This is a genomic window from Pseudoalteromonas sp. Of7M-16 (genome assembly GCF_022347805.1).
Taxonomy (GTDB): Bacteria; Pseudomonadota; Gammaproteobacteria; order Enterobacterales; family Alteromonadaceae; genus Pseudoalteromonas; species Pseudoalteromonas luteoviolacea_F.
On the sequence record NZ_JAKRFY010000008.1, the window covers coordinates 100,433 to 123,272 of the forward strand.

Sequence of the window (22,840 nt, forward strand, 5' to 3'; positions counted from 1 at the left end):
TTGTTTCATCCCTGATATTTTTATACGCAGCCCCATGGGCTGCGTTTTTTTATGCCTTTTCGAAGTAGTCTTGCAAAAACGCTTTTAATGTCAACTCGTCACTTTGACATATCGCTTGTTCATCAATGAATGATTGGGCTGCTTGTGCGTTTAATTCAGCCTCTTGATAAAACTGATACGCTCGCTGCAAGTGTTCCTCTTTGTATTGTTTCGCAAGGTCAAGAGCCTGTTCAGAAGAGTCAGCACTTTGCGCACCAAGGGCCGCTACCAGCTTCCCTGAAAAAGTTTTATTAGGGTTATCGACCCATGTTGCCAAAGTAGCTATGGTATCTGAATACGCATTGTTGCCATGCGCTTTATCAAATAGACTTGCAACTTTAGTTAAATCACTGAAGATACCCTTTGCCCACGCTTCCACCGAGACAACTGAGTCACCTTGCTGTAACTGAGTTTCTGTATCTCTGCCTGTGCTAATGACACTTTGCAGATTTTTATCAGAAACTTGCTGCTCGTCCCAATCCATCTCTGGAGAATCTTTTAGCAGACAATAAGTCAAAAATACATCCAAAAACCGGATCTGCTCCAAGCTAATCCCGGTATCGGAGAACGGATTCACATCGAGAGCACGGATCTCAATATACTCTATGCCACCACGAGAGAGTGCCTGTGTTGGCGTCTCTTGTGGATTAGCATTACGTTTGGGACGAATTGGCGAATAAAATTCGTTTTCAATTTGGAGAATATTTTTATTGAGTTGTTTTGGCTCAGAAGCTCGGTAATCATCAATACTTTCGTACAAATCTGAACGACAGCGAATAGCAGTTTGCAACCCTTTAACATATTCAGGGAGGCTGTTATACATTACTTTAAGCGAAGACTGTGCGCTGTTTGTATAACCGAGATCTCCTAACCTCAATGCCGTGCCATTTGCCAAATACAACGTACCTTTACCTGACGCTTCAAACGGTAGGTCACTTTCCTTCCCTTGCAAAAATGAACGACACAGGGCAGGAGATGCTCCAAATAAGTAGCTAATTAACCAAAGCTCTCGTTTAAAGTTTCGGATCAAGCCCAAGTACTTATTTGATATAAAGTCTTGCAGGGTTGATTGATCTTGCTCAGCGGCCTTAAGCGCATCCCAAAAAGCGTCAGGAAACGACATGTTAAAGTGTACACCCGCAATTGCTTGCATCATGCTGCCATAACGATTTTTCAACCCTTCTCGGTACAAGGTTTTCATTTTACCGATATTTGAGTTACCAAACTGCGCCAGCACAATATCGTCTTGATCTTCAATAAAACAAGGCATACTCATAGGCCAGAGCATTTCATCGCCCATATTTGCCAATGTGTATTTCTGTAGATCTCTTAGTTGAGACAAGGTTTGCTCAGCCGACGAGCTTACAGGCGTGATAAACTCAAGTAAAGACTCTGAAAAGTCTGTTGTGATTGAGTTATGTGTGAGCGGGTGTCCTACACCTTTTGGGTGAGACGTTTTAGCAATTTTGCCGGATGGCTGGATCCGTAAAGCTTCTCGTTCAATACCACGCTGGATACTCGATAAAGAAGGGACAAGCGCAGTGTTGGCAAGTGTATCTAACTTGCTTTCTAAATTAGTGTGTTTCAAAAAAATACCTCGAGGCTCGGACCAAGCTTAAGTTATGCCACCTTCAATGGGGGCAAATTTAAAATACTCAAGCCACAATAATTACTTTACCAAAGTGCTCGCCTTGCTCAATAAACTTGTGAGCCAAAGCAATCTCATCTAGTTTAAATTTTTTGCTCACAACAATGCGTAGTTGTTGTGTTGCGACAGCTTGATACAGTTCATCAAGCTGATTGGAATTTGCGTGTACTAACATACCCTCACCATGCGCATCACATGATGCAGCATGCGCAATAACCTCATCTTTTGTTATTGACGGTACCGTGACAAATGCCGCGCCGCTTTTCATGTTTGACAACATATTGCAAGCGAGCTCTCCACCGACTAAGTCTAGCAGCTGGCCAGTTCTTACTTGCATAAAAAATTCATCGTATGACATCATTGGAACATCAAAGTTCATTGCCTTCATCGTCGCCTTGCGCGACGTTACAGCAACTACATCAAAGCCTTTACGCGATGCCAATTGCAGCGCCAAATGACCAACGCCACCCGTTGGTGCATTGATAAATAGCGTGCCACCATCTACATTGAGCTTTTCTAATGCCTGCAATGCAGTTAACCCCGCAAGACTCAGACCCGCTAAGTGCTCAGAAACTTTCGCATCGACCACAATTAATTCGTTGTGCTGCGCCGTTACATGACTTGCATAACAGCCCGGTTTAGTTGGAAACCCAGCCATACCTAAAACAGTATCACCAACCTTGACACCTTTAGCTTGCTCGCCAATTTCCTCAACCACTCCGTAAACATCATAACCGAGGGGCAAAAATGCATCTTCGGCTTTAGATTGAGCTACGTAGCCCAAACCAGCGCGAGTTTTAACATCAATGGGGTTGACTGAAGATGAGATAACACGAATAAAAACTTGTTCAGGCTCCAGTGATGGCATGGACATAGTTTGTGATTGAAGTCTATCAGCGGTGCCAAAACGCACAACGCCAGCTTGTATGTATTTTTTATTCATTTATTTTCATCAAGATCGACTAAATAGTTGTTAAATTTACCATATAAAAGCAAGACCCCCCAAACAACTTCATCGTGTTCTTTAGGGGGTTCATAACAAATAGAGACAATCTCCAAAAACCGCTTACAAGCTTGGTTTAGCGGCCATTAAATTGAATTTTGTCATCTTCAATATCCACAGCTATCATGGTGTTACCGTTGAAGTCACCCTGCAATAGACTTTGTGCTAACGGGTTTTCAATATACTGCTGAATTGCTCTTTTCAAAGGTCTGGCACCAAAAACAGGATCGAAGCCACTTTGCGCAATCTTTTCAAGCGCCTGTTCACTGACCTCAAACGCAAAACCATTGTCTTTAAGACGAGTAGACAACTTATCTAGTTGAATACGCGCGATCTGTTTTATGTGCTCGGTAATCAGAGGATGGAACACAACGGTTTCATCAATTCGGTTGATAAACTCGGGTCTAAACTGAGTACTTAAAACATCCATCAGTTTGCTTTTTAATGCCACAAAATCATTGTTTCCAGCTTGCTCTTGGATCACATCTGAGCCCAAGTTTGAAGTCATAATGATCACCGTATTCTTGAAGTCAACAGTTCTCCCTTGGCCATCGGTTAATCGACCGTCATCTAGCACTTGCAATAAAATATTAAACACATCAGGGTGCGCCTTTTCTACTTCATCAAGTAATACCACTGAGTAAGGCCGACGACGCACAGCTTCCGTGAGGTAACCGCCCTCTTCATAGCCAACGTAGCCAGGAGGCGCCCCCACTAAACGTGCAACCGAATGTTTTTCCATAAACTCTGACATATCGATGCGTACCATGGCATCTTCTGTATCAAACATAAAATTGGCCAGTGCCTTGGTCAGCTCTGTTTTACCTACCCCCGTTGGGCCCAAAAATAAGAATGAGCCAATAGGACGATTTGGATCTGCAAGACCCGCTCGAGAGCGACGAATTGCATTTGCAATGGCGTTAACAGCCTCGTCTTGACCAATGACTTTTTGATGAAGTTCATCTTCCATATGGAGTAGTTTTTCACGCTCTCCTTGGAGCATTTTTGCGACCGGGATCCCCGTCCAACGTGACAAAATTTCAGCAATTTCGTCTTCAGAAACTTGGTTTTTCAGCAGGCTCATTTCTTGCATTTCGGCCTGAGAAGCCAAATCTAGCTTGCGTTCCAATGCTGGGATCCTACCGTATTGCAGTTCAGACATACGTTGTAAGTCACTCGCGCGGCGCGCTACCTCCAGATCAAGTCTTGCCTGTTCCAGCTCGGCTTTGATCACTTGTGTGCCTTGCAATGACGCTTTCTCAGCATTCCAAACTTCATCAAGTTCTGTATACTCAGATTCCAGTTGTGCAATCAAAGTTTGCATTTCAGTGCGGCGTTTTTGACTGGCTTCATCTTTTTCTTTCGCCAGCGCATTGTCTTCGAGCTTCAATTGAATTATGCGCCTTTCTAACTTATCAAGCTGCTCAGGTTTTGAGTCAATTTGCAAACGAATAGATGATCCCGCTTCGTCGATCAGATCTATGGCTTTATCAGGAAGCTGTCTGTCGCTGATATAGCGGTGTGATAAATTTGCCGCGGCAACGATTGCAGGATCTGTAATATCAACTGAGTGGTGCAGTTCATAACGCTCTTTCAATCCGCGTAAAATGGCAATGGTGTCTTCGACCGTTGGCTCTGAGACAAATACTTTTTGGAAACGCCTTTCCAGCGCTGCATCTTTTTCAATATATTGACGATATTCATCCAGCGTCGTCGCGCCCACACAATGGAGTTCACCTCGTGCCAGTGCAGGCTTCAACATATTTCCAGCATCCATTGCGCCATCGGTTTTGCCTGCACCGACCATTGTGTGGATCTCATCGATAAATAAAATCACACTGCCTTCTTCTTTGGCTAACTCGTTTAGAACAGACTTCAAACGCTCTTCAAATTCACCACGGTATTTAGCCCCAGCAACGAGCGCTCCCAGATCCAGAGATAACACACGTTTGTGTTTTAACCCTTCAGGCACTTCCCCATTGACTATGCGCTGAGCTAAGCCTTCGACAATCGCGGTTTTACCAACGCCCGGCTCTCCAATGAGAACAGGATTGTTTTTTGTGCGTCGTTGCAGCACCTGAATTGTTCGTCTAATTTCGTCATCTCGACCAATTACGGGATCTAATTTACCTTGCTCTGCTCGCTCGGTTAGGTCGATTGTGTATTTCTCGAGTGCCTGACGTGTTTCCTCCGCATTTGGGTCGTCGACCTTTTGGCCGCCACGGATAGCCTTAATGGCTTTTTCAACCTTATCTTGGGTAATATTCAGCGCCCGGAATATATCGCCCAGCTCCCCTTTGTCTTCACACGCTGCAAATACAAATACTTCACTGGAAATATATTTATCTTTACGCTTTTGTGCATATTTATCACAGAGATTGATAAGCGAAATCAGCGTGTTCGATAGCTGCACATCTCCGCCAACCCCTTCAACTTTGAAAAGCCGCTCTATAGATTGGGATAATTTGGTATTGAGTTCATCTGCGCTGACACCCGCTTGGGCAAATAGCGCCCTAACACTTGAGCCTGTTTGCTGTAGCAGAGCATACATTAAATGCACAGGTTCAATAAATTGATGATCTCTGCCTAAAGCTAGAGATTGGGCGTCTGACAACGCACTTTGGAATTTGCTGGTAAATCTATCTAAACGCATGAGACTCCACACCTAAGTAATCTTAACTACTTCTTTAAGTGGGTCCTTTTGCGAATTTGTTCAAGTGGCGAAGGGAATTTATTTGCGCCAGATCACCGTGGCCATGCGACCACACTGGCCATCACGTCGATATGAAAAGAATTGTTCTTTGTCACTATAGGTACATAGCTTATCAGTATAGATGTCATTCACATTGAGAGCTTGCAGCTGCATCTGAGCAATTGAAAAAATATCTGCGAGATATTTCCCATTACCAATGGCTCTAAATGCCTCTGACAGTTCAGGGGACTGTGCTATAAAAGTATCTTTAACTTCCGACCCAACCTCAAAGGCATTGCGACCAATTGCAGGTCCCAACCATGCTACAAGTTGATCTGGAGCAGTCTCAAAATGGCGCACCATTTTTGCAATGATCCCTCCAGCCAATGGTCGCCAACCACCATGGCCTGCGGCAACTTCACTGCCACACCGGCTGGTGATTAGAACAGGTAGGCAATCTGCGGTCATGATGGCCAATGGCTGTCGTCTTGTTCGAGTGTATAGAGCATCGGCACTGACGAGTAGGTTAGCATCTGTGTTTGTATCAACTACGTGCACATCGCAGCCATGTACTTGATCAACCCAAATTGGCGGTGCTGGCAGGTAACTTTCTAATCTTGCTCGATTCTTTGCAACATGCTCGCTGTTATCTCCCACGTGGTAGGCAAGATTAAAGGAGTCATAAGGCGCGCATGAGTGCCCACCCAAGCGGGTGCTGGATACAGCACCGACTTGATGTTGCACAGGCCATTGAGGCACTATCATATGACTAGTATTCAATTTGTGGGTTAGCTTTAGTATCAGCCCTTAACATGTCAGTGAGCGCTTGCATATCATCCGGGATTGGTGCTTCCCAAGTCATTTTTTCACCTGTAATAGGGTGTGCGATACTGAGTTTAACCGCATGTAATGCTTGTCTCTTAAAACTACGTAATGTATCTAAAAACTCTGCTGACGCATTTTTCGGAGGACAAGGACGGCCATTATATAGTTGATCACCTATTAGAGGGTGTTTCAAATAAGCCATATGTACACGGATTTGGTGTGTTCTACCCGTTTCCAAGCGTAACCTCAAGCGCGTATGTGCTCTAAATTTTTCAGCAACACGGTAATGTGTGATTGCAGGCTTGCCCATTTCATGTACGGCCATATGGGTGCGTTTAGTAGCATGACGCCCAATCGGCTTTTCAATTACACCACCTGCCGTCATAGTGCCATTACAGATAGCTTCATACTCACGGGTAAAGTTGGTTCGTGCTTGAAGGTTTTTTACCAAGTGGGTTTGCGCCTGAATAGTTTTTGCAACAACCATCAGACCTGTTGTGTCTTTATCCAGACGATGAACAATGCCGGCACGAGGCACGTTGATAATATCTGGATGATGATATAGTAATGCGTTTAGCACAGTGCCATTTGGATTACCGGCTCCTGGGTGAACGACCAAGCCCATTGGTTTATTGATCACAAGGATATCTTCATCTTCATAAACAATATCTAATGCAATATCTTGTGCTTCGTATTCGCGCTCTGCTTCTATTTGTGTTTCGATCTCTACGACTTCACCACCAAATAGTTTTTCTTTCGGTGTGCTCAATGTTTGACCATTAACTGTCACCTTTTCATCTAAAATCCAAGTTTTTATTCTTGAACGTGAAAAATCTGGGAACAATTGCGCTAATATTTGGTCTAGACGTTTACCGCCTAACTCGATTGGCACTTCGGCTTGTAGAGAAATTTGCTCTGACATGTGTAACTTTACCTAAATTACCAGTGCAAGCCTCGCTCGACTGGGTTAGAATCGCATAAATGCATAGTTTACTCGGTTTTACCGACTTGGCCTAGCCGAAGACAACGAAGGTAGTAAAATAAAATGATAATGAAGTTGGGAAAACGCGCTGCAGCAGTGTTTATTAGCGCATCTATACTAGGATTAGCTGCATGTTCTTCAGCACCAGAACAAGAAGAGATTGAACGTGTACCGAATAAGTCAGTACAAGCTTTGTATGACGATGCTAAACGCACTCTAGACTCAGGCTTATATGCCAGAGCCATTCAACTGCTTGGTGCAATTAATGCCCGCTATCCGTTTGGCCCTTATTCGAGACAAGTACAAATGGATTTGGTCTATGCCTACTACCAAACTGGGAACGTAGATCAAGCGCTTGCAACCATTGACCGTTTTATTCGCTTAAATCCAAACCATAAGAACCTTGATTACATGTACTATATGCGTGGCCTTGTTAATATTAAGGCTGACGAAAACGCATTCCAAGAGTACTTTGGTGTAGATCGCGCAGACCGAGATGTCAGCAAAACGCGTGTCGCATTTCAAGACTTATCAACTTTGGTCAAAAACTACCCTGACAGCAGCTACACACCCGAAGCGAAAAAGCGCTTAGCATGGTTACTTAACAAAATGGCACGTTATGAGCTAAAAATTGCCAATTATTACTATGAGCGTGAAGCATATCTTGCGGCGGCAAACAGAGGTAAGTATGTTGTGGAGCACTACTCTCAGAGCAGCTATTTACTTGAAGCGCTGGATATGATGGAAAAAAGTTACGACAAGCTAGGATTAACAGAATTGAGTGAAAACGTGAGAAAAACGAAAGCACTTAATCAGCGTTAATTGTATCTGATCAGGCATCACTGATGCCTGATCAACAAGCAATCAAAGCAATATTAAATTGCTTCTTCGTCTTCTTCACCTGTACGGATCCTAACAACACGCTCAACTTCAGTGACAAATATCTTACCATCGCCGATTTTACCTGTTTGTGCCGTTTTTAAAATAACGTCAATTGCACGCTCAACATCTTCTTCTGCCAATACAATGTCTAATTTCACTTTCGGTAGGAAATCAACCATATACTCTGCACCACGGTATAACTCTGTATGGCCTTTTTGACGTCCAAAACCTTTAACTTCACACACGGTCATACCGGTTATGCCGATATCTGACAGGGCTTCTCTCACATCATCTAACTTAAATGGTTTAATAATTGCTTCAATCTTCTTCATGATTATCATGCTTCCTCTGGTAATGCGTCGATTTTAGACAATAGGGGCAAGCAAGGCAAACATAGCAGTTGAATAATATATTGAAAAGGCGCAAAATAAAGTATCAACACCAGCCTAGATTAGGAGCTTTCCATGCGACACCAACACGGCATGAGCTTACTGGAATTGTTAATGACAGTTGCCATTTTAGGCGTTTTGGCCTCCCTTACATTTTTCTTTACTAACACCACCTATCATGAAAACCGTGCACAGAGTTTTTTACTAGAGCTCAAACGCAGCGTTACGTTTGCCAGAGCAAAAGCAACTGCGAGTGACGAAATTGTCATTGTTTGCCCGGTATTAGAAAAGCTGCTACTGGAAAACAGAGACTTTAATTGTTTAGCAGATTGGCAAAGTAATCGTATCGTTATTTTTGTTGATCGAGACAATAATGGCACTTTCACGGTAAATACCGATGATATTCTCAGAGTAATGGAAAAAGTAACCGAAAACGATACGCTGAATTACCCAGTAGCATCACTAAAATTTGATTCCAGCGGTCGCTTGGGTAATGGACAAAATGGCAATTTTATATATTGTCCTAACGGAACAACCACGCAAAATCAAAGCCTGAGTATTACCCAAGCTGGTACAGCATTGTTTACCGGAGACACCGCCCAAACTTGCACTTAGAACTTGGCGGTGTCAATATTGATGGGAAAGATTAACCTTTTCATATCACATCATTTTATCGTAGAAAGACATACAAAAATAATAATTCAGTGTGTCCTGGCGGCCTAAGCTAACGTGTTGTATACGCGTTCACCCTTAAACTCTACCCACTTCTAAAACACTTATTATTCGTTACTTCGGAGGGTAAATGATGTGGGTAGGAAAAAGGACTATACAAGGCTTTTCAATGCTAGAGCTTATTATCACTTTGCTGATCTGTGCAATTGTAATCATGCTCGCCATACCTTCAATGAGTGAAATTCTTATTGTTAATAGACCAAAAAACGCTTTGATGCATTTAGATAGGCTGGTTAGCTTTGCACGACTCAAAGCAATATATTCAGGTGAACGTATCACCCTTTGCCCCTTAATCGAAAATCGCTGTTCTCGGGGTTACTGGGACAAGGAGCTGACTTTGTTTATTGATAGAGGCAAGCTGGGATGGTTGGATAGCCGAGACACCATATTGCGAGTAACTTCAAAAATAGCCGCCAACGATGAGCTGACATACCAAAGAAATGCTATTACGTTTAAACACACAGGCACCACATGGGGGCTAGGTAATGGCACATTTACATACTGCGTCACACATAGTGACGGTACAAAGTCTGGAAAATCTCTATCCCTGAGCACAACCGGGCGTACAAGACTAAAGGATACCTCCCGATGCTTGTATTAACGCTCCCAACAGTGATCTGCGCTTCCGGTTCCTGTAACAGACTTAATACCCAAATTGTTTATTGACAGCGTAGTACACTCTGTATCTCCACTGACAGGGCCACTTGCCGCAGTTGCAGTCAAAGTATACCCGCCATTGCTCAGTACAACTGTAATTGTAAAGTAACCGTTTTCGCTAGTTGTTGGTATGCCAATATCTGATAACTTACTCGCATACTCTCGGTTGTCCACAAAGTACTGCTCCTGCTTGTTTGCACCGTCAAGCAACAGGGTCATGGCGTCTGAGCGCGCACCGCGTTTTAAATAATTAGAGTAATTTGGGTAAGCTAAGGTTGCTAAAATACCAACAATAGCAACCACAATTACTAGCTCTATCAAAGTAAAACCTGTGTGAAGCCGTCTATCACTTTTCATCATTATCTTCTTTCTTATAAATAAACAATTGTCTTGTTTCATAAGTTATCGTCAAAGGCGATACACTGGGCACATTTGCAGACCCATCAGCGTTTTTGTACACATTGGGTGGCTCAAGCCGTTGCGGATCTATGCCATCTGCTGGGTTGTTACCAAACATAGGATCAATGGCATCCTCTTTTATCACTGTGGGGCTAATAATCTTAGCTTTTACCGTCTTTTTCTTGGTGATCGGATCTTCATATACATCATAATGTGTTCTGGGTGTATCAGGCAGAGTTGCTGTGGTGCGATAGCGGCGTAATTGGAATACCTGCATGCCATAGTGCAAATGGACAATATACAAATATCCAGTACCTTCACCTATCGCACATTGATTCTGAGACACAGTCGTCGGAGAAAAAGATGTAAAATAGGCCAAACCGCCTATTGCTGTCGCCGCTGACAGTGACTTTTCGCCAGATTGAAGTCTAATTTTCCAACCTTTCGCTTTACCCAACTCCGCTTCTTGAGTCGTAAAATTCTCATAGCTGTTCAAATTGGCCTTAAACGGGTCGTTGGTAACATTGAATAATTGGCTCGCCTTGATTGTAGCAGGTGTATTCTCAGAGGTAAAAGATTGCGTTTTAGTATATTCATCTCTGAGCATAAACAAGAAGTTTTTAACATGTGTAGAGGTTGGCTTAGCCCGGTTACCACTGCCGATCAATATCCCTTCATAAGGCACATCTCGCCTTATTTTTGTTGGTTTGCCATCAACAATCTCTACAGTGACCTTGCTAAAATAGGTTCTGGCGATCATAGGGCGATAGAAAAAACGGCGTTTTGCATCATCTTTTCCACCGCTCAGATTGGCAAACATAAAATGCGTCCACGGCGCGTCTTTATCATTCGGAGATGCGCTCGGTAAGTCCATTCGCCAAATGCCACCACCTGTATCCGCGGCATAAATCCTGTCTACAAAGCCATCATAATCAGAGTCAAGTACACTGACATCGGCAGCAATACTGTGCTTGCCTTTAAAACCATTGCTAGGTGTCAACGACCATATTGGCTTACCACTTTCTAAATCAACAATATAAATACCGCGACCTTTGCTGTCTTCAGAAAACAGTGCATTGTCTTTATTTGTATCGTAGCCCGCGCCAAATATCAGTACAGGCTTATTTGGCTGCGCTGTAATAAAAGATACAATCGGCTTAGACCAAGATTGTGCTAACTCGGCATAATCACCAACCCCACCTTTGATAGGCCCACCCCACATTAATCGAGGTCGATCAGGCACTGTAATATCAAAACCAAAGTATTCGTTTCCGCCCCGTCGCATGCCTGCAATCAGCCATACTTTTTCACCAGGATCTACTACACCGCTATCGTTTTTATCCCAAAAATACACAGTAATAGGGCCATCCATACCGTATAACTTAGTATCTTGCTTACGATTTCTCAGAGGTTGTAATACTTTCAATAGTGAGTCTGGAATAAACGCCCAGCTTTCCTCAACGGTGTCTCCCTTGTCTTTAAACATGTGCAAGAAACCCGCATTAGTGCCTACAATGACCCTTAAGTCATTGTTGCCGTAATCAATTGTTACAGGTCTAGAGTGAAGGGGGTCACCAAATATATCATTGCGTCTTTCATTGGTGATGCGGTTGCCATTTTGATCATCAACATCCAACCCTCTTGCCCATGACATCGTATTTTGTACTTGAGAAGTGGAGCTGCCGAATTTCGCAGCCAGATTAACAAGAGAGCCTTGGTGCGCATTTAATGCAGTGTTGTAATCAAAGTTATATAAAGCGCCTTTACCAAAATCTGAATAGAGTTTGCGTGTAGTTTGTCGCTCAGTTAATTGATAATTTACGCCGCCCTCTAGTACGACATTGCCATCTTTGCCTCTGGGGTTTGACCAATACGTCGTAACAGACTTATCAATTTGGCCTTTATCATTAATCGCATTGGATGTTGTGCCTACACCATGTACAACCCCGCCTGTGACCTTTAGCTTTTTCAAGTTACCAGCCCAACGAGTATGTGTTTCTGGGTAAAACATCGTGAAATACACAGAGTCACCACTACGGCTTAAATCTGAACTACTCGTTGATACAGAAGGAGATGAGAAACTGTCACTTTGCTCGCGTATTTTTGAGATAGTTAGCTTCAGAGCTTCAGACAACTGAGATGCAGTATTTGCGTGGAGATAATCCCCACCGCCATCAACTTCACCTGTTTGCTGTAAAAGCGCTTTACCTGCATTAGACATACCTGTGCCAAAGCCAATGGTATATACACGCGCAAAATCTTGTTTATCTGCCGTTGTCGGGTATAGATCAACTTGTGTTTGAGAGGTGCCGCGCATCAATTTTGCCAATGAGTTCAAATAGCTATTTGAAACTCGAGATGGATAAGAGCCAAACACCCTATAGTGCTCATCAGAAATGGCTTGGTTTTTCCCCGTATCACTAGTTGGGTCACCGTCGGTCATTAAGATAATATTTGTCGAGGTATCACAGCGTTCTGGTGCACCTGCAACTGGGGCAAAAGGCGATTTGTAACGCCCATTGGACTCAATTGATTTGTCCCTATCATTGCCGCCATTGTAACCATAGTCTATCGCTTTGCCAGTCAGATATAAGTAAGACTCCCACAAGGTTTCTGCCAAGGGGGTGTTACCACTGGCCCGCAAAGCGTTAATTTTACTGACAACAACACTTGGATCTGCGCCAATACCATTTAATACATATCCACCTGAACTGGAATACAAACGCATCAAACCAAAGTCAAAATCAGGATTGTCGTTGACCAATGTCGTCATTGCTGATTGCGCCACTTTTAATCGGCTGTCACCACAATTGACTGAACGATATCGACCATTGATGTATTTGTAACACCGTTTAGATGTTTTCGAGGTATCAAAACACTCTGTTGAATAAAACCGTCTATATCTATATTCATAACAACGTTTTCCATCAACCACATCCCACGCCATGCTGCCTGAGGTATCAAAAATAACAATGACACGTGACTTCTCAGAACCACTCACATCGTGTTTAACATAAAGTTCAATGTCTTCGGCATTTACGGCACTGCTAATAACAAGGCAGAAAAAAAGTAATCGTTTAAAGTACATCATTGATTTGCCTTAATATCTTGGATTTCTTGACCGATACCAATCACAACTGTGACCGTATGACGACCTTGATCACCATACTCAACAGAACTTGTTAATTCGGTCATATTACAGACAACGCCCTCTGTATAGCTATATATACGAGGACACGGCACTTCCAACTGGCCTCTATTTAAATTTCTTAACTCGTAATCAACTGGGTTGTTTAGATCTTGGTTATCAAACTTATGTACACCATTGTCATTTTCATCGATCTGTCCATTGGTTAAGTGAAACTTGCTGGCGCCAAACAATTGCTTTTGATTCTTTACGAGACGTTGTACTTCACCCATCAAATAGGCTTCCGCAGTCTCACGCTCCTGTGCCGCGTTAGTGATCTTGATATCAATGGTGCTGCTGCTCATCAAAGTCACAGCAATACTCGTTACAGCCACGATTAAGACCATTGATACAATAAGCACCATACCGCGCTGCTTAGCCTGATTTACCATGCTGAAGACCCCATGTTATAAAGCTGAACTGTCGTCGAAAACACCGTTCGCCGATAACTATCTGAAAAGGTGCGTACGACTTTGTCGTTATCACTTCCCAAAGTGTATGTTTGATTTTTCAATTTAATACCAGGATCGGGTTCCAAAGACCTAACTAAGACAATTACTTGGACTGTTAAAACGCCTTCGGATCTCTCCCAATCAGCTGCTGTCATTTGCTTTACACTGCGATAACCATCTACACGACTATCACCGTCTAGATCAATACCAAAAAGAAAGCGTATGTCCTCGACACCTTCAATAACCGTTTCGGTAGTCATATCTCCATTTACGGTCAGTCGTTTACGGCTCAATACTGGGATTGTAAGCTGTACATTGTCGATGGTGATCTGCTGCTCTTGGATAAAATACGCATGGTGGCTATAGGGCCACAGCGTTGCATTAACGTTCGGCAAGCCTGTAAAGCTGGGGCCCGATATAAAGTCACCTTGCTCTTGTTGCGCAATAAAGTAGTACTTATTAGCACTTACAACACCATTGGTAATCCTGTCACCTTCTAAAAACTTCAGCTGTAACACTTCGGTATTTTTTTTGGCGCCCGTAATGCAGTCCAACGCGTTTCCGTTAGTGCTATATTCTGCAAAAATAGGACGAAAATTTGTTGGTGATAAGTTTGGAAAGCTGCCGTTATTGAGACCACCAAAACAATCACCAGCAGGGTTCGCCGGACCACTTGAGTTATTGGCACTGAAATTCTTATCGTAGAACGTCCCCCAAAAACCAATTTGCTCCAGATCTCTGCGCAATAAAGTCAATGATAATCGCCCTATTTCTTGCAGCTCCCCTATCGCCATTGTATCTTTTGTTGTTACGCGCATGCTCACGTAGGTAGCTACCACACCTCCGAGGAGAATCGCTCCAATAAACAAGGAGATCAATATTTCAATCAGGGTGAAGCCACGCTGACGCATTGTTAGCTCCTTACCAGTACGAAGCTGGTTAAAGAAACAAGTCTTCTGTAATCATCTTTCGTACCGCAGTTAATATTTGACGTTGTATTATTTGCCTTGATGGCCTGTCGCCCTACCCAAGAAACCGTGACAGTCACTTCAAAACCATCCCCATCTCTAACAGGAGTGATACATACTGTTGTATCATCTAGCGAGCCCGTATTTTCTTTCGCTCTGATGGCTTGCTTCCACTGTTCTTTATCAAGATTGGCAATTGCCAAATTATTACAAAAAGTAGAAAAGCAAGTTATATCTGTATTCAACTGAGTTTGGCTGGTAAACGAACCACCATACAAATCGGTTAGCGCAGTGGTATCATTTGAGCGAATACGTTGAATAATGTCGCCAGCTAAAGCCACGGCAGCCGCACGCTGCATTGAATCAAAGCTGGCTTGTTTCGCCTTTGCTTGCAATGCAACTGCCCCGAGCAGGCCAAAGCTCAAAACCATAAAAGCTACCACCACCTCTAACAAGGTGAATCCAGCTTGGCTTTTTTTTGGAAACAATCTACCCATGAAAAAAACTCAACGTATAATCTACCCTACATAGTATCGCTTTTTTCGTATAACCAAATAGCGATGTGACTAAACGGTCAATCAATGTGGGTCAGTGGTTAAAACACTGATTTGAGGCTCGCATATGCACGACGGCTGACCTGGACTGGCTCTTCAACACCTTGGAGTACAACACGGTGTGCACCCTCACAACTCTCTAATTTTATGATGCTTGCCTTTTTTACAATGGTATTTCTATGCACTTGTACAAAGTGGTGCGGGTAGTCAGACAACAGTTTTTTTAGGGGAGTATCGATAAGTGCATCCCCGCCTTCAAAGTAAATATGGGTATACCTGTCATCTGTTTGCGCAATAAGGATATCGGGCACATTCACCCATCGAATATCGTGGCCAACTTGATATTGCAATTTAGCTAATGTATCAGGGAATAGGTGATTTAATAGCTCAGATATTTGCGCATTGTCTATGGGTTTAACCAAATAGCCAGAAGCATATATTTGATAAGCTTGTAACGCGTGCTCTGGATAAGCGGTGACGTAAACGAGCTTTAAATTGGCATTTTTATCACGTAATATTTTTCCAAGCTCAATTCCATCCATGCCTGGCATTGAGATGTCTAAAAAAACGAGTTCTGGTTCAAGCTCCTCTACCAACTCTATTGCTTGTTGGCCATCTTGGGCTTCGCCTACAAATTTTAAAACTTCAAACTCACCCAGTAGTCGCTGTATTCGTCGCCGTGCAATTGGTTCATCGTCTACTACCAGATATTTCATTCAAAGCTCCTAGGGGCAACACCACGTTTATAAAGAATCTACCACTTTTTTGCGATGTCTTCAAAGCCGCTTGCTCACCGTAATAAATAACTAAGCGACGGCGAATGTTTTCTAAAGCAATTCCCTGCCCTGAACGTGACTTTGATTCTGGATTAAATGGGTTATCTACTGTAAACAGCAATTTATCATTACGGCAGCTCACTTTAATTTTGATTGAGCCGCCTAAACGTGCAGGCTCAATACCATGAACAACCGCATTTTCTACCAAAGGCTGGAGAATTAGAGCTGGCACACGCACATCTAAATCGACACTTTGGACAGACCACTCAACGTTAAGGCGATGCTCAAAACGATACTTTTCAATGGTCAAATATCCTTTGGTAAGGGAGATCTCTTGGCTCAGACTGTGTTTTTTACCACTGGCAAATGCAACCTGCATTAATTTTGCCATGGTAAGCGCTGCTTCTTCAGCCGCATTCGGATTTTCGTGGCAAAGCTCAGCTAAGGTATTTAATGCATTGTGTAAAAAATGAGGCCGTATTCGCGCTTGAAGGGCTTCTAATTCAGCATTAGCGGCATGCGCGATGGTGTTTAAATTATCAATGTAAATTGCCATAAAGTGTAACAGCAATATAACCACAAAACCGCAAATTGCATTGTTGTTAAACACAAATTGCCAATCAATTGGATCCACAGGCGAGAAGGTTGTGTACTGAACTATTAAGCTGGTGAAGATACAAACTGATTGGAAAAAGACAAGTACAATACCTAACTCAGTTTTGAAAGATAGTTGCTTGAAATATTTAACGACAAAAGCGATTAGAGCAAGTGTAATGAATGCGTTCGCGTGGGTAAACAAACTGACTAACCCTAAACTCAGCCAAAAGTCTTTGCCACTCGATAGTGTATAAATGAAGGCGACTGCTTGCGAGGCAATAATCATTGCCAGAATGCCTCGCTCCGAGAGCATCGCCTTAAATAAACCACGGTCAATCGATGTCGAATGAACCCATGGAGTCATGTGTTATCTCAGCTCAACAGGCACTGCAAACACCACATTTTCTTCTTGACCAGGGTTTTCCACAACAGTTTCACCACCGAGTTGCTTCAAGCGTGAAATGACCTGCTGAACAAGCACTTCTGGTGCAGAAGCCCCCGCAGTCACGCCGACACGTTCAACATTTTCAAACCAATCAGACGAAATGCTTTTTTCATCATCTATAAGATGAGCAGCGGTGCCCATTTTATCTGCAAGTTCGCGTAAACGGTTTGAGTTGGAACTATTTTTCGCGCCGACGACCAACAACAGATCAACTTTATCTGCTAAGTCACGCACTGCATCTTGACGATTTTGCGTGGCATAACAGATATCATCTTTACGTGGACCGTGGATCTTAGGGAATTTGATGCGAAGTGCTTCGATCACATCTGCGGTATCATCAACTGATAACGTTGTTTGGCTACAATAAAACAGATTGCTTGCATCTTTTACTTCCAAAGATGCTACATCTTCTGGTGTTTCAACAAGGTAAATTCCGCCTTGAGGGTTATCGTACTGCCCCATCGTACCTTCAACTTCAGGGTGACCATTGTGACCTATTAAAATACACTCTGTGCCTTTCCTGCTCGCTCTAGTAACTTCCATATGAACTTTGGTTACTAGTGGACATGTCGCATCAAAAACCTTTAATTCGCGCCTTTTAGCTTCTTGCCTAACTTGTTGTGATACGCCGTGCGCACTGAAAATAACAATGCTGTCGTCAGGTACTTGGTGAAGCTCCTCAACAAACACAGCACCACGGTCTTTCAAACCATTGACAACATATTTGTTATGAACCACTTCATGACGTACATAAATCGGCTTTTCAAAAATATCTAAAGCCCTTTCAACAATGCTAATTGCCCTGTCTACTCCGGCACAAAACCCACGCGGATTGGCTAACAAAATCTCCATTAGCTATGAACCTCTAAAATGTCTACTTCAAATGTCACCACTTGTCCAGCCAAGGGGTGGTTGAAATCAACAGTTACAGAGTCACCAGCGACCTCGCGGATCAAGCCAGGTAATTCAGTGCCATCTGGCTGAGTAAACGCGATAATACTGCCTACTTCAGCAGGCGTTTCACTGCCAAATTTAGTACGGTCTAAATAATAAATGTTGTCCGGGTTCGGCATACCAAAGGCGTCCTCTGGTTGTAGCTTAAAGCTCTTATTGTCACCTTCTTTAAGTCCCAATAAGCAGCTTTCAAAATTTTCAGTGAGGCTTCCATCTCCCATAAATAACTTCGCAGGTTTATTATTTACCTTTGTTGAGTCAGCAGCAGATCCGTCTTCCAGCTTAATTGAATAGTGGAATAGAACTTCTGATTTTGGGCCTATGACTTGTTCACTCACGCCTCTGTCTCCCGAGTATTGGTTTTATCACCAAAAAATGCATCAAAAAGAAGTAAACCAGCACCGCCGACAATCGCCATATCAGCAACGTTAAAGGCGGGATAGTGCCAGTCTTGATAATAGAAATGTAAAAAATCGACAACGTAACCTAATGTCACGCGATCATATAAATTGCCTATCGCACCAGCCAGCACCAGTGAATATGCACCACATAAGATCCAGTTATTTGCGCGCAGATTTTTCAACCACACTACCAACAACACACTGATCACAACTGCGATACCGCTGAGAAACCATCTCTGCCATCCGCCAGCTTCACTTAAAAAGCTAAAAGCTGCACCATAATTGTGCATGTAAGTGAAATTAAAAAATGGCAGCAGTTCAATAGATTCATACAGCTTCATATTCGCCACTACGACTGCTTTAGTGCCGAAGTCTACTGCAAAAAGCAGTAGACTCAACCATAACCATACTAGACCACTTCGTTCGGTCAATTTTGTCACTTGCAACTCCTATGCAAACTTGCGTTGTTCGCCTTCACCTTCAACATTGGTAATACAACGGCCACACAGCTCAGGGTGTGCTTCATTTGTACCGACATCTTCGCTGTGATGCCAGCAGCGATCACATTTGGCTGCATCTGTCGCTGCCACTTTGATAAATAACCCGTCTACCTCAGAAGCGACTGAGCCTTCAGGTTGAGTTGATACAACCTCAACATGTGCTTTTGACGTCAATAATACAAAACGCAGCTCATCTTCCAAACCTTGAAGCTTCTCTGCCAGCTCACCGCCAGTATACAGTGTCACTTCAGCCTGTAGTGTTGCACCAATCACTTCTTCTTTACGTGCACTTTCTAATACTCGGTTCACTTCATCACGTACAGTTAGCAGTTCCTGCCAGAAATCATTACCTAGCTGACCACAAGTTGCATCTGCAATGCTTTCATACCAAACATCTGTAAAGACAAAGTCGCCACGCTGTCCAGGTAGTGCTTCCCAAAGCTCTTGTGCCGTAAAGCTTAGAATTGGCGCCATCCAGCGCGTCATTGCTTCTGCAATATGGTACAGAGCTGTTTGACACGAGCGACGTGCATGACTATCACTCTTCGCGGTGTACTGCCTATCTTTGATAACGTCTAGGTAGAATGAGCCTAGCTCACCTGTACAGAAATTCATTAATTTCTGTGTTACAACTAGCATTTGATAGTTGTCGTATGCCTCTACTATTTCTTTTTGTAATTCTGCTGCCTGAGCGACAATCCAGCGATCAAGTTCCACCATATCTTCAATGGCTACCGAATCTGTTTCTGGGTTGAAACCACTTAAGTTCGACAATAAGTAGCGGCTGGTATTACGAATACGGCGGTAGCGATCTGCTGAACGCTTAAAAATCTCGTCAGATACAGTCATTTCCGCAGTATAGTCTGTAGAAGCCACCCACAAGCGTAGAATGTCTGCACCTAACTTGTTCATGATATCTTGTGGTGAAATTACATTCCCCAAAGACTTTGACATCTTGCGGCCGTTTTCATCTACCGTGAAGCCATGTGTTAGCACTTGCTTGTAAGGTGCATGACCGTTGATCGCAACTGAAGTCATCATCGACGACATAAACCAGCCACGGTGTTGATCCGAACCTTCAAGGTATAAGTCTGCAGGACCGGTTAAGTCTTCACGCGCATCGACAACACAAGCATGGGTTACACCTGAGTCAAACCAAACATCCAGTGTATCTTGCACTTTTACATATTGCTGTGCATCTGCATCATTTAATAAGGTACTTGGCTCTAAGTCATACCAAGCTTGAATACCCGCTTCGTCAACTAAGTCAGCAACTTTCTCTATGAGCGATTCAGTATCTGGATGAAGCGCACCTGTATCTTTATCTACAAATAGCGCAATTGGCACACCCCAAGTACGCTGGCGAGAAATACACCAATCAGGACGACCTTCTACCATGTTTGCAATACGGTTTTCACCCCAAGCAGGGATCCACTGAGTCTGCTCAATTTCTTTCATTGAGTTTTTACGTAAGTCAGCTTGATCCATACTGACGAACCACTGAGGTGTCGCACGGAAAATAATTGGTGTTTTGTGTCTCCAACAATGCGGGTAGCTATGTGTTAATGCATGGTGGTGCATTAACATGCCTTTTTCAGTCAATAACTCGATTACACTTGCATTTGCTTTGAACACGTGCTGGCCAGCAAATATAGGCGTGTCAGGCAGGTATACACCGTTTGCACCGACAGGGTTGGCAACCTCTAGGTTGTATGCCTGACCTGCAACAAAGTCTTCTTGACCGTGGCCAGGTGCTGTGTGCACGATACCAGTACCTGAGTCTGTCGTTACATGTTCGCCTAAAATAACTGGTACATTAAAGTCATAGAATGGGTGTGCCACTTCAAGATTTTCTAGCACATCACCTTTACAGTAACCCAGTACGTGATATTGCTTGAATCCAAAGCGGTCAACTGCGTCTTTAACTAGCTCTGAACCTAATACCAAACGCTGCTCTTTACCTTCGTCTTCAATTTGTACTAGCGCATATTCTAAACCACCATGCACCGCTACTGCTCTGTTTGCAGGTAAAGTCCACGGCGTCGTTGTCCAGATCACAGTGCTAATATCACCTTTGCCTTCGTGACCTTCATTGAGTGAAAATGCCTTTTCCACAGCACTGATATCAGAGAACATAAAGCGCACATCGATAGCTGGAGACTGTTTGTCTTGATATTCAACTTCTGCTTCTGCGAGCGCTGAGCCACAGTCAGTACACCAATGAACAGGCTTTGCACCTTTGTGTAAGTGGCCATTTTTAATAATACGACCCAAAACGCGAATGGCATTGGCTTCGAAATCGAAATTCATGGTTAGATAAGGCTTGTCCCAATCACCAAACACACCTAAACGTTTAAAGTCCGCCTTCTGACCATCAACTTGTTTACGTGCGTATTCACGACACTTCTCTCTAAATTCAGCCACTGACACTTTTTTGCCAGGTTTCCCTACTTTTTTCTCTACCATCAGCTCAATTGGTAGACCATGACAATCCCAACCAGGCACATAAGGCGCGTCAAAATCTGACAGCGTCTTCGACTTAATGATGATGTCTTTTAAAATTTTATTTACAGAATGGCCTAAATGAATATTACCATTTGCATAAGGAGGTCCATCGTGAAGTATAAATGGCTTTTTACCTTTTTTCGCAATGCGTATTTGACCGTAAAGGTCTTGTTCAGACCATTTTTTTAGCATTTTGGGTTCACGCTGTGCCAAATTGCCACGCATCGGAAATGAAGTTTCCGGTAAATTTAAAGTATGTTTGTAATCGCTCATTTAACTTACTACCCGCTCGGCTACCTAAATTTTAGAAAATACTGCTCTTGCTGCATCGACATCTGCCGAGATTTGCTTTGTCAGATGCATCAGTGACTCAAATTTTTGCTCATTGCGGAGCTTATGAATAAGCTCCACTTTGATAAATTGACCGTAAATGTCCCGGTCAAAATCAAACAGATGTACTTCAAGTAAAGCACGTTTACCATTTAAAGTTGGTTTCGTGCCTACGTTAGCAACACCGTTATAAATCTTATCTTTAATGTAGACATTGACGGCAAATACCCCTTGAACTGGGCTGACCTGCCTTTTTAACGCCACATTGGCGGTTCGAAAACCAAGCTCGCGCCCTTTTTTCCAACCGTGAATAACTCGCCCAGAGATTGCGTAAGTATGACCTAACATTTCGTGTGCTTTATGTAGATCGCCTTGTGCCAGTGCTGTGCGAATAAGAGTGCTGCTCACTCGACTATTTTGTTGTCTAAAACTCTGAGTATCCTTGACATGCACGCCTAGCTCTTGACCTATCGTAGACAGCATTGCAAAGTCGCCTTTTCTGGCTTTGCCAAAACGAAAGTCATCACCAACCGTCAGTGCTTTTACACCTAACCGTTGATCAAGTACTTCTCGAACGAAGTATTCCGCTTCTAAGTTTGAAAACTTGTCATTGAAACTTACGCATATGACCCTTTCAATGCCGTTTTCTGCTAACAGTGCAAGCTTGTCACGCAGCCGTGTCAAACGGGCTGGCGCTTTATTTTTGACAAAAAATTCTTGAGGTTGAGGCTCAAACAACATCACAGTGCTGGGTAAGTTGTATTTTTTAGCGTCAGCTTTAAGCCCCTTTAGTACTTCAGTGTGGCCCAAATGAACACCATCAAAGTTCCCTATAGTCAATACACATCCATAATGGTGTGGTCGAATATTATGGATACCCCTGATTAATTGCATACAACGCGTGCCTTTGCTCGAGTCTTCAA

21 protein-coding genes are annotated in these 22,840 nt (G+C 43.2%); 3 read left to right on the forward strand and 18 right to left on the reverse strand.

Features of this window, described 5'->3' with window-relative positions; all coding sequences use genetic code 11:
- Positions 1–49: 49 nt before the first annotated feature.
- The 5 genes from gshA to rluD form a co-directional block, all read right to left on the reverse strand.
- Positions 50–1,627, reverse strand: a complete 1,578-nt coding sequence (gene gshA / locus MHN81_RS10190; protein ID WP_239425673.1) for a glutamate--cysteine ligase — start codon at positions 1,625–1,627, stop codon at positions 50–52.
- Between the two features lie 67 nt (positions 1,628–1,694).
- The gene (locus MHN81_RS10195; protein ID WP_023398613.1) at positions 1,695–2,630 is read right to left on the reverse strand and encodes an NADP-dependent oxidoreductase; all 936 of its coding nucleotides are present in this window, start codon (positions 2,628–2,630) and stop codon (positions 1,695–1,697) included.
- Positions 2,631–2,766: 136 nt separating this feature from the next.
- On the reverse strand, positions 2,767–5,343 hold the full coding sequence (gene clpB / locus MHN81_RS10200) for an ATP-dependent chaperone ClpB (protein ID WP_063383397.1): 2,577 nt from the start codon (positions 5,341–5,343) through the stop codon (positions 2,767–2,769).
- Between the two features lie 78 nt (positions 5,344–5,421).
- Positions 5,422–6,147, reverse strand: a complete 726-nt coding sequence (gene pgeF, locus MHN81_RS10205) for a peptidoglycan editing factor PgeF (RefSeq protein WP_239425674.1) — start codon at positions 6,145–6,147, stop codon at positions 5,422–5,424.
- A 4-nt stretch (positions 6,148–6,151) separates the two neighbouring features.
- Positions 6,152–7,129, reverse strand: a complete 978-nt coding sequence (rluD, locus tag MHN81_RS10210) for a 23S rRNA pseudouridine(1911/1915/1917) synthase RluD (RefSeq protein WP_023398609.1) — start codon at positions 7,127–7,129, stop codon at positions 6,152–6,154.
- 123 nt (positions 7,130–7,252) lie between these two features.
- Here rluD and MHN81_RS10215 point away from each other — a divergent pair, with 123 nt between their 5' ends.
- On the forward strand, positions 7,253–8,011 hold the full coding sequence (locus tag MHN81_RS10215) for an outer membrane protein assembly factor BamD (protein WP_023398608.1): 759 nt from the start codon (positions 7,253–7,255) through the stop codon (positions 8,009–8,011).
- A gap of 53 nt (positions 8,012–8,064) precedes the next feature.
- Here MHN81_RS10215 and MHN81_RS10220 read toward each other — a convergent pair whose 3' ends face one another.
- A complete protein-coding gene (locus tag MHN81_RS10220; RefSeq protein WP_023398607.1) occupies positions 8,065–8,403 on the reverse strand; it encodes a P-II family nitrogen regulator in 339 nt (112 codons plus the stop codon).
- Between the two features lie 132 nt (positions 8,404–8,535).
- Between MHN81_RS10220 and MHN81_RS10225 the strand changes: the two genes are divergently transcribed.
- Both MHN81_RS10225 and MHN81_RS10230 read left to right on the forward strand, forming a co-directional pair.
- Positions 8,536–9,075, forward strand: a complete 540-nt coding sequence (locus MHN81_RS10225) for a GspH/FimT family pseudopilin (RefSeq protein ID WP_023398606.1) — start codon at positions 8,536–8,538, stop codon at positions 9,073–9,075.
- A 190-nt stretch (positions 9,076–9,265) separates the two neighbouring features.
- Positions 9,266–9,793: a GspH/FimT family pseudopilin gene (locus tag MHN81_RS10230; protein WP_023398605.1), complete on the forward strand. Its 528-nt coding sequence runs from the start codon at positions 9,266–9,268 to the stop codon at positions 9,791–9,793.
- Here MHN81_RS10230 and MHN81_RS10235 read toward each other — a convergent pair.
- From MHN81_RS10235 to ribF, 12 genes are all read right to left on the reverse strand, one after another.
- Positions 9,790–10,209: a type IV pilin protein gene (locus MHN81_RS10235; protein ID WP_155250740.1), complete on the reverse strand. Its 420-nt coding sequence runs from the start codon at positions 10,207–10,209 to the stop codon at positions 9,790–9,792. The two genes, MHN81_RS10230 and MHN81_RS10235, sit on opposite strands and share 4 nt — an antisense overlap.
- Positions 10,196–13,339, reverse strand: a complete 3,144-nt coding sequence (locus MHN81_RS10240) for a PilC/PilY family type IV pilus protein (protein ID WP_343224729.1) — start codon at positions 13,337–13,339, stop codon at positions 10,196–10,198. Before MHN81_RS10240 ends, MHN81_RS10235 begins: the two co-directional genes overlap by 14 nt.
- Positions 13,336–13,827, reverse strand: a complete 492-nt coding sequence (locus MHN81_RS10245) for a pilus assembly protein PilX (protein ID WP_239425675.1) — start codon at positions 13,825–13,827, stop codon at positions 13,336–13,338. Before MHN81_RS10245 ends, MHN81_RS10240 begins: the two co-directional genes overlap by 4 nt.
- Positions 13,821–14,798, reverse strand: a complete 978-nt coding sequence (locus MHN81_RS10250; protein WP_023398601.1) for a PilW family protein — start codon at positions 14,796–14,798, stop codon at positions 13,821–13,823. The genes MHN81_RS10245 and MHN81_RS10250 overlap by 7 nt, the downstream gene beginning before the upstream one ends.
- Positions 14,799–14,800: 2 nt before the next feature.
- A complete protein-coding gene (gene pilV / locus MHN81_RS10255; protein WP_023398600.1) occupies positions 14,801–15,352 on the reverse strand; it encodes a type IV pilus modification protein PilV in 552 nt (183 codons plus the stop codon).
- Positions 15,353–15,450: 98 nt separating this feature from the next.
- Positions 15,451–16,125 carry a LytTR family DNA-binding domain-containing protein gene (locus MHN81_RS10260; RefSeq protein WP_239425676.1) on the reverse strand — a complete coding sequence of 225 codons (675 nt, stop codon included), beginning with the start codon at positions 16,123–16,125 and terminating at the stop codon, positions 15,451–15,453.
- Positions 16,100–17,146, reverse strand: coding sequence for a histidine kinase (locus MHN81_RS10265; RefSeq protein ID WP_239425677.1), 1,047 nt, complete (start codon positions 17,144–17,146; stop codon positions 16,100–16,102). The genes MHN81_RS10260 and MHN81_RS10265 overlap by 26 nt, the downstream gene beginning before the upstream one ends.
- 3 nt (positions 17,147–17,149) lie before the next feature.
- Positions 17,150–18,079, reverse strand: a complete 930-nt coding sequence (ispH, locus tag MHN81_RS10270) for a 4-hydroxy-3-methylbut-2-enyl diphosphate reductase (protein WP_239425678.1) — start codon at positions 18,077–18,079, stop codon at positions 17,150–17,152.
- Positions 18,079–18,519, reverse strand: coding sequence for an FKBP-type peptidyl-prolyl cis-trans isomerase (fkpB, locus tag MHN81_RS10275; RefSeq protein ID WP_023398596.1), 441 nt, complete (start codon positions 18,517–18,519; stop codon positions 18,079–18,081). Before fkpB ends, ispH begins: the two co-directional genes overlap by 1 nt.
- Positions 18,516–19,022 carry a signal peptidase II gene (gene lspA, locus MHN81_RS10280; protein ID WP_023398595.1) on the reverse strand — a complete coding sequence of 169 codons (507 nt, stop codon included), beginning with the start codon at positions 19,020–19,022 and terminating at the stop codon, positions 18,516–18,518. The genes fkpB and lspA overlap by 4 nt, the downstream gene beginning before the upstream one ends.
- A gap of 9 nt (positions 19,023–19,031) precedes the next feature.
- Positions 19,032–21,860, reverse strand: a complete 2,829-nt coding sequence (gene ileS, locus MHN81_RS10285; RefSeq protein WP_063383396.1) for an isoleucine--tRNA ligase — start codon at positions 21,858–21,860, stop codon at positions 19,032–19,034.
- A 24-nt stretch (positions 21,861–21,884) separates the two neighbouring features.
- The gene (gene ribF / locus MHN81_RS10290) at positions 21,885–22,811 is read right to left on the reverse strand and encodes a bifunctional riboflavin kinase/FAD synthetase (protein ID WP_023398593.1); all 927 of its coding nucleotides are present in this window, start codon (positions 22,809–22,811) and stop codon (positions 21,885–21,887) included.
- Positions 22,812–22,840 lie beyond the last annotated feature (29 nt).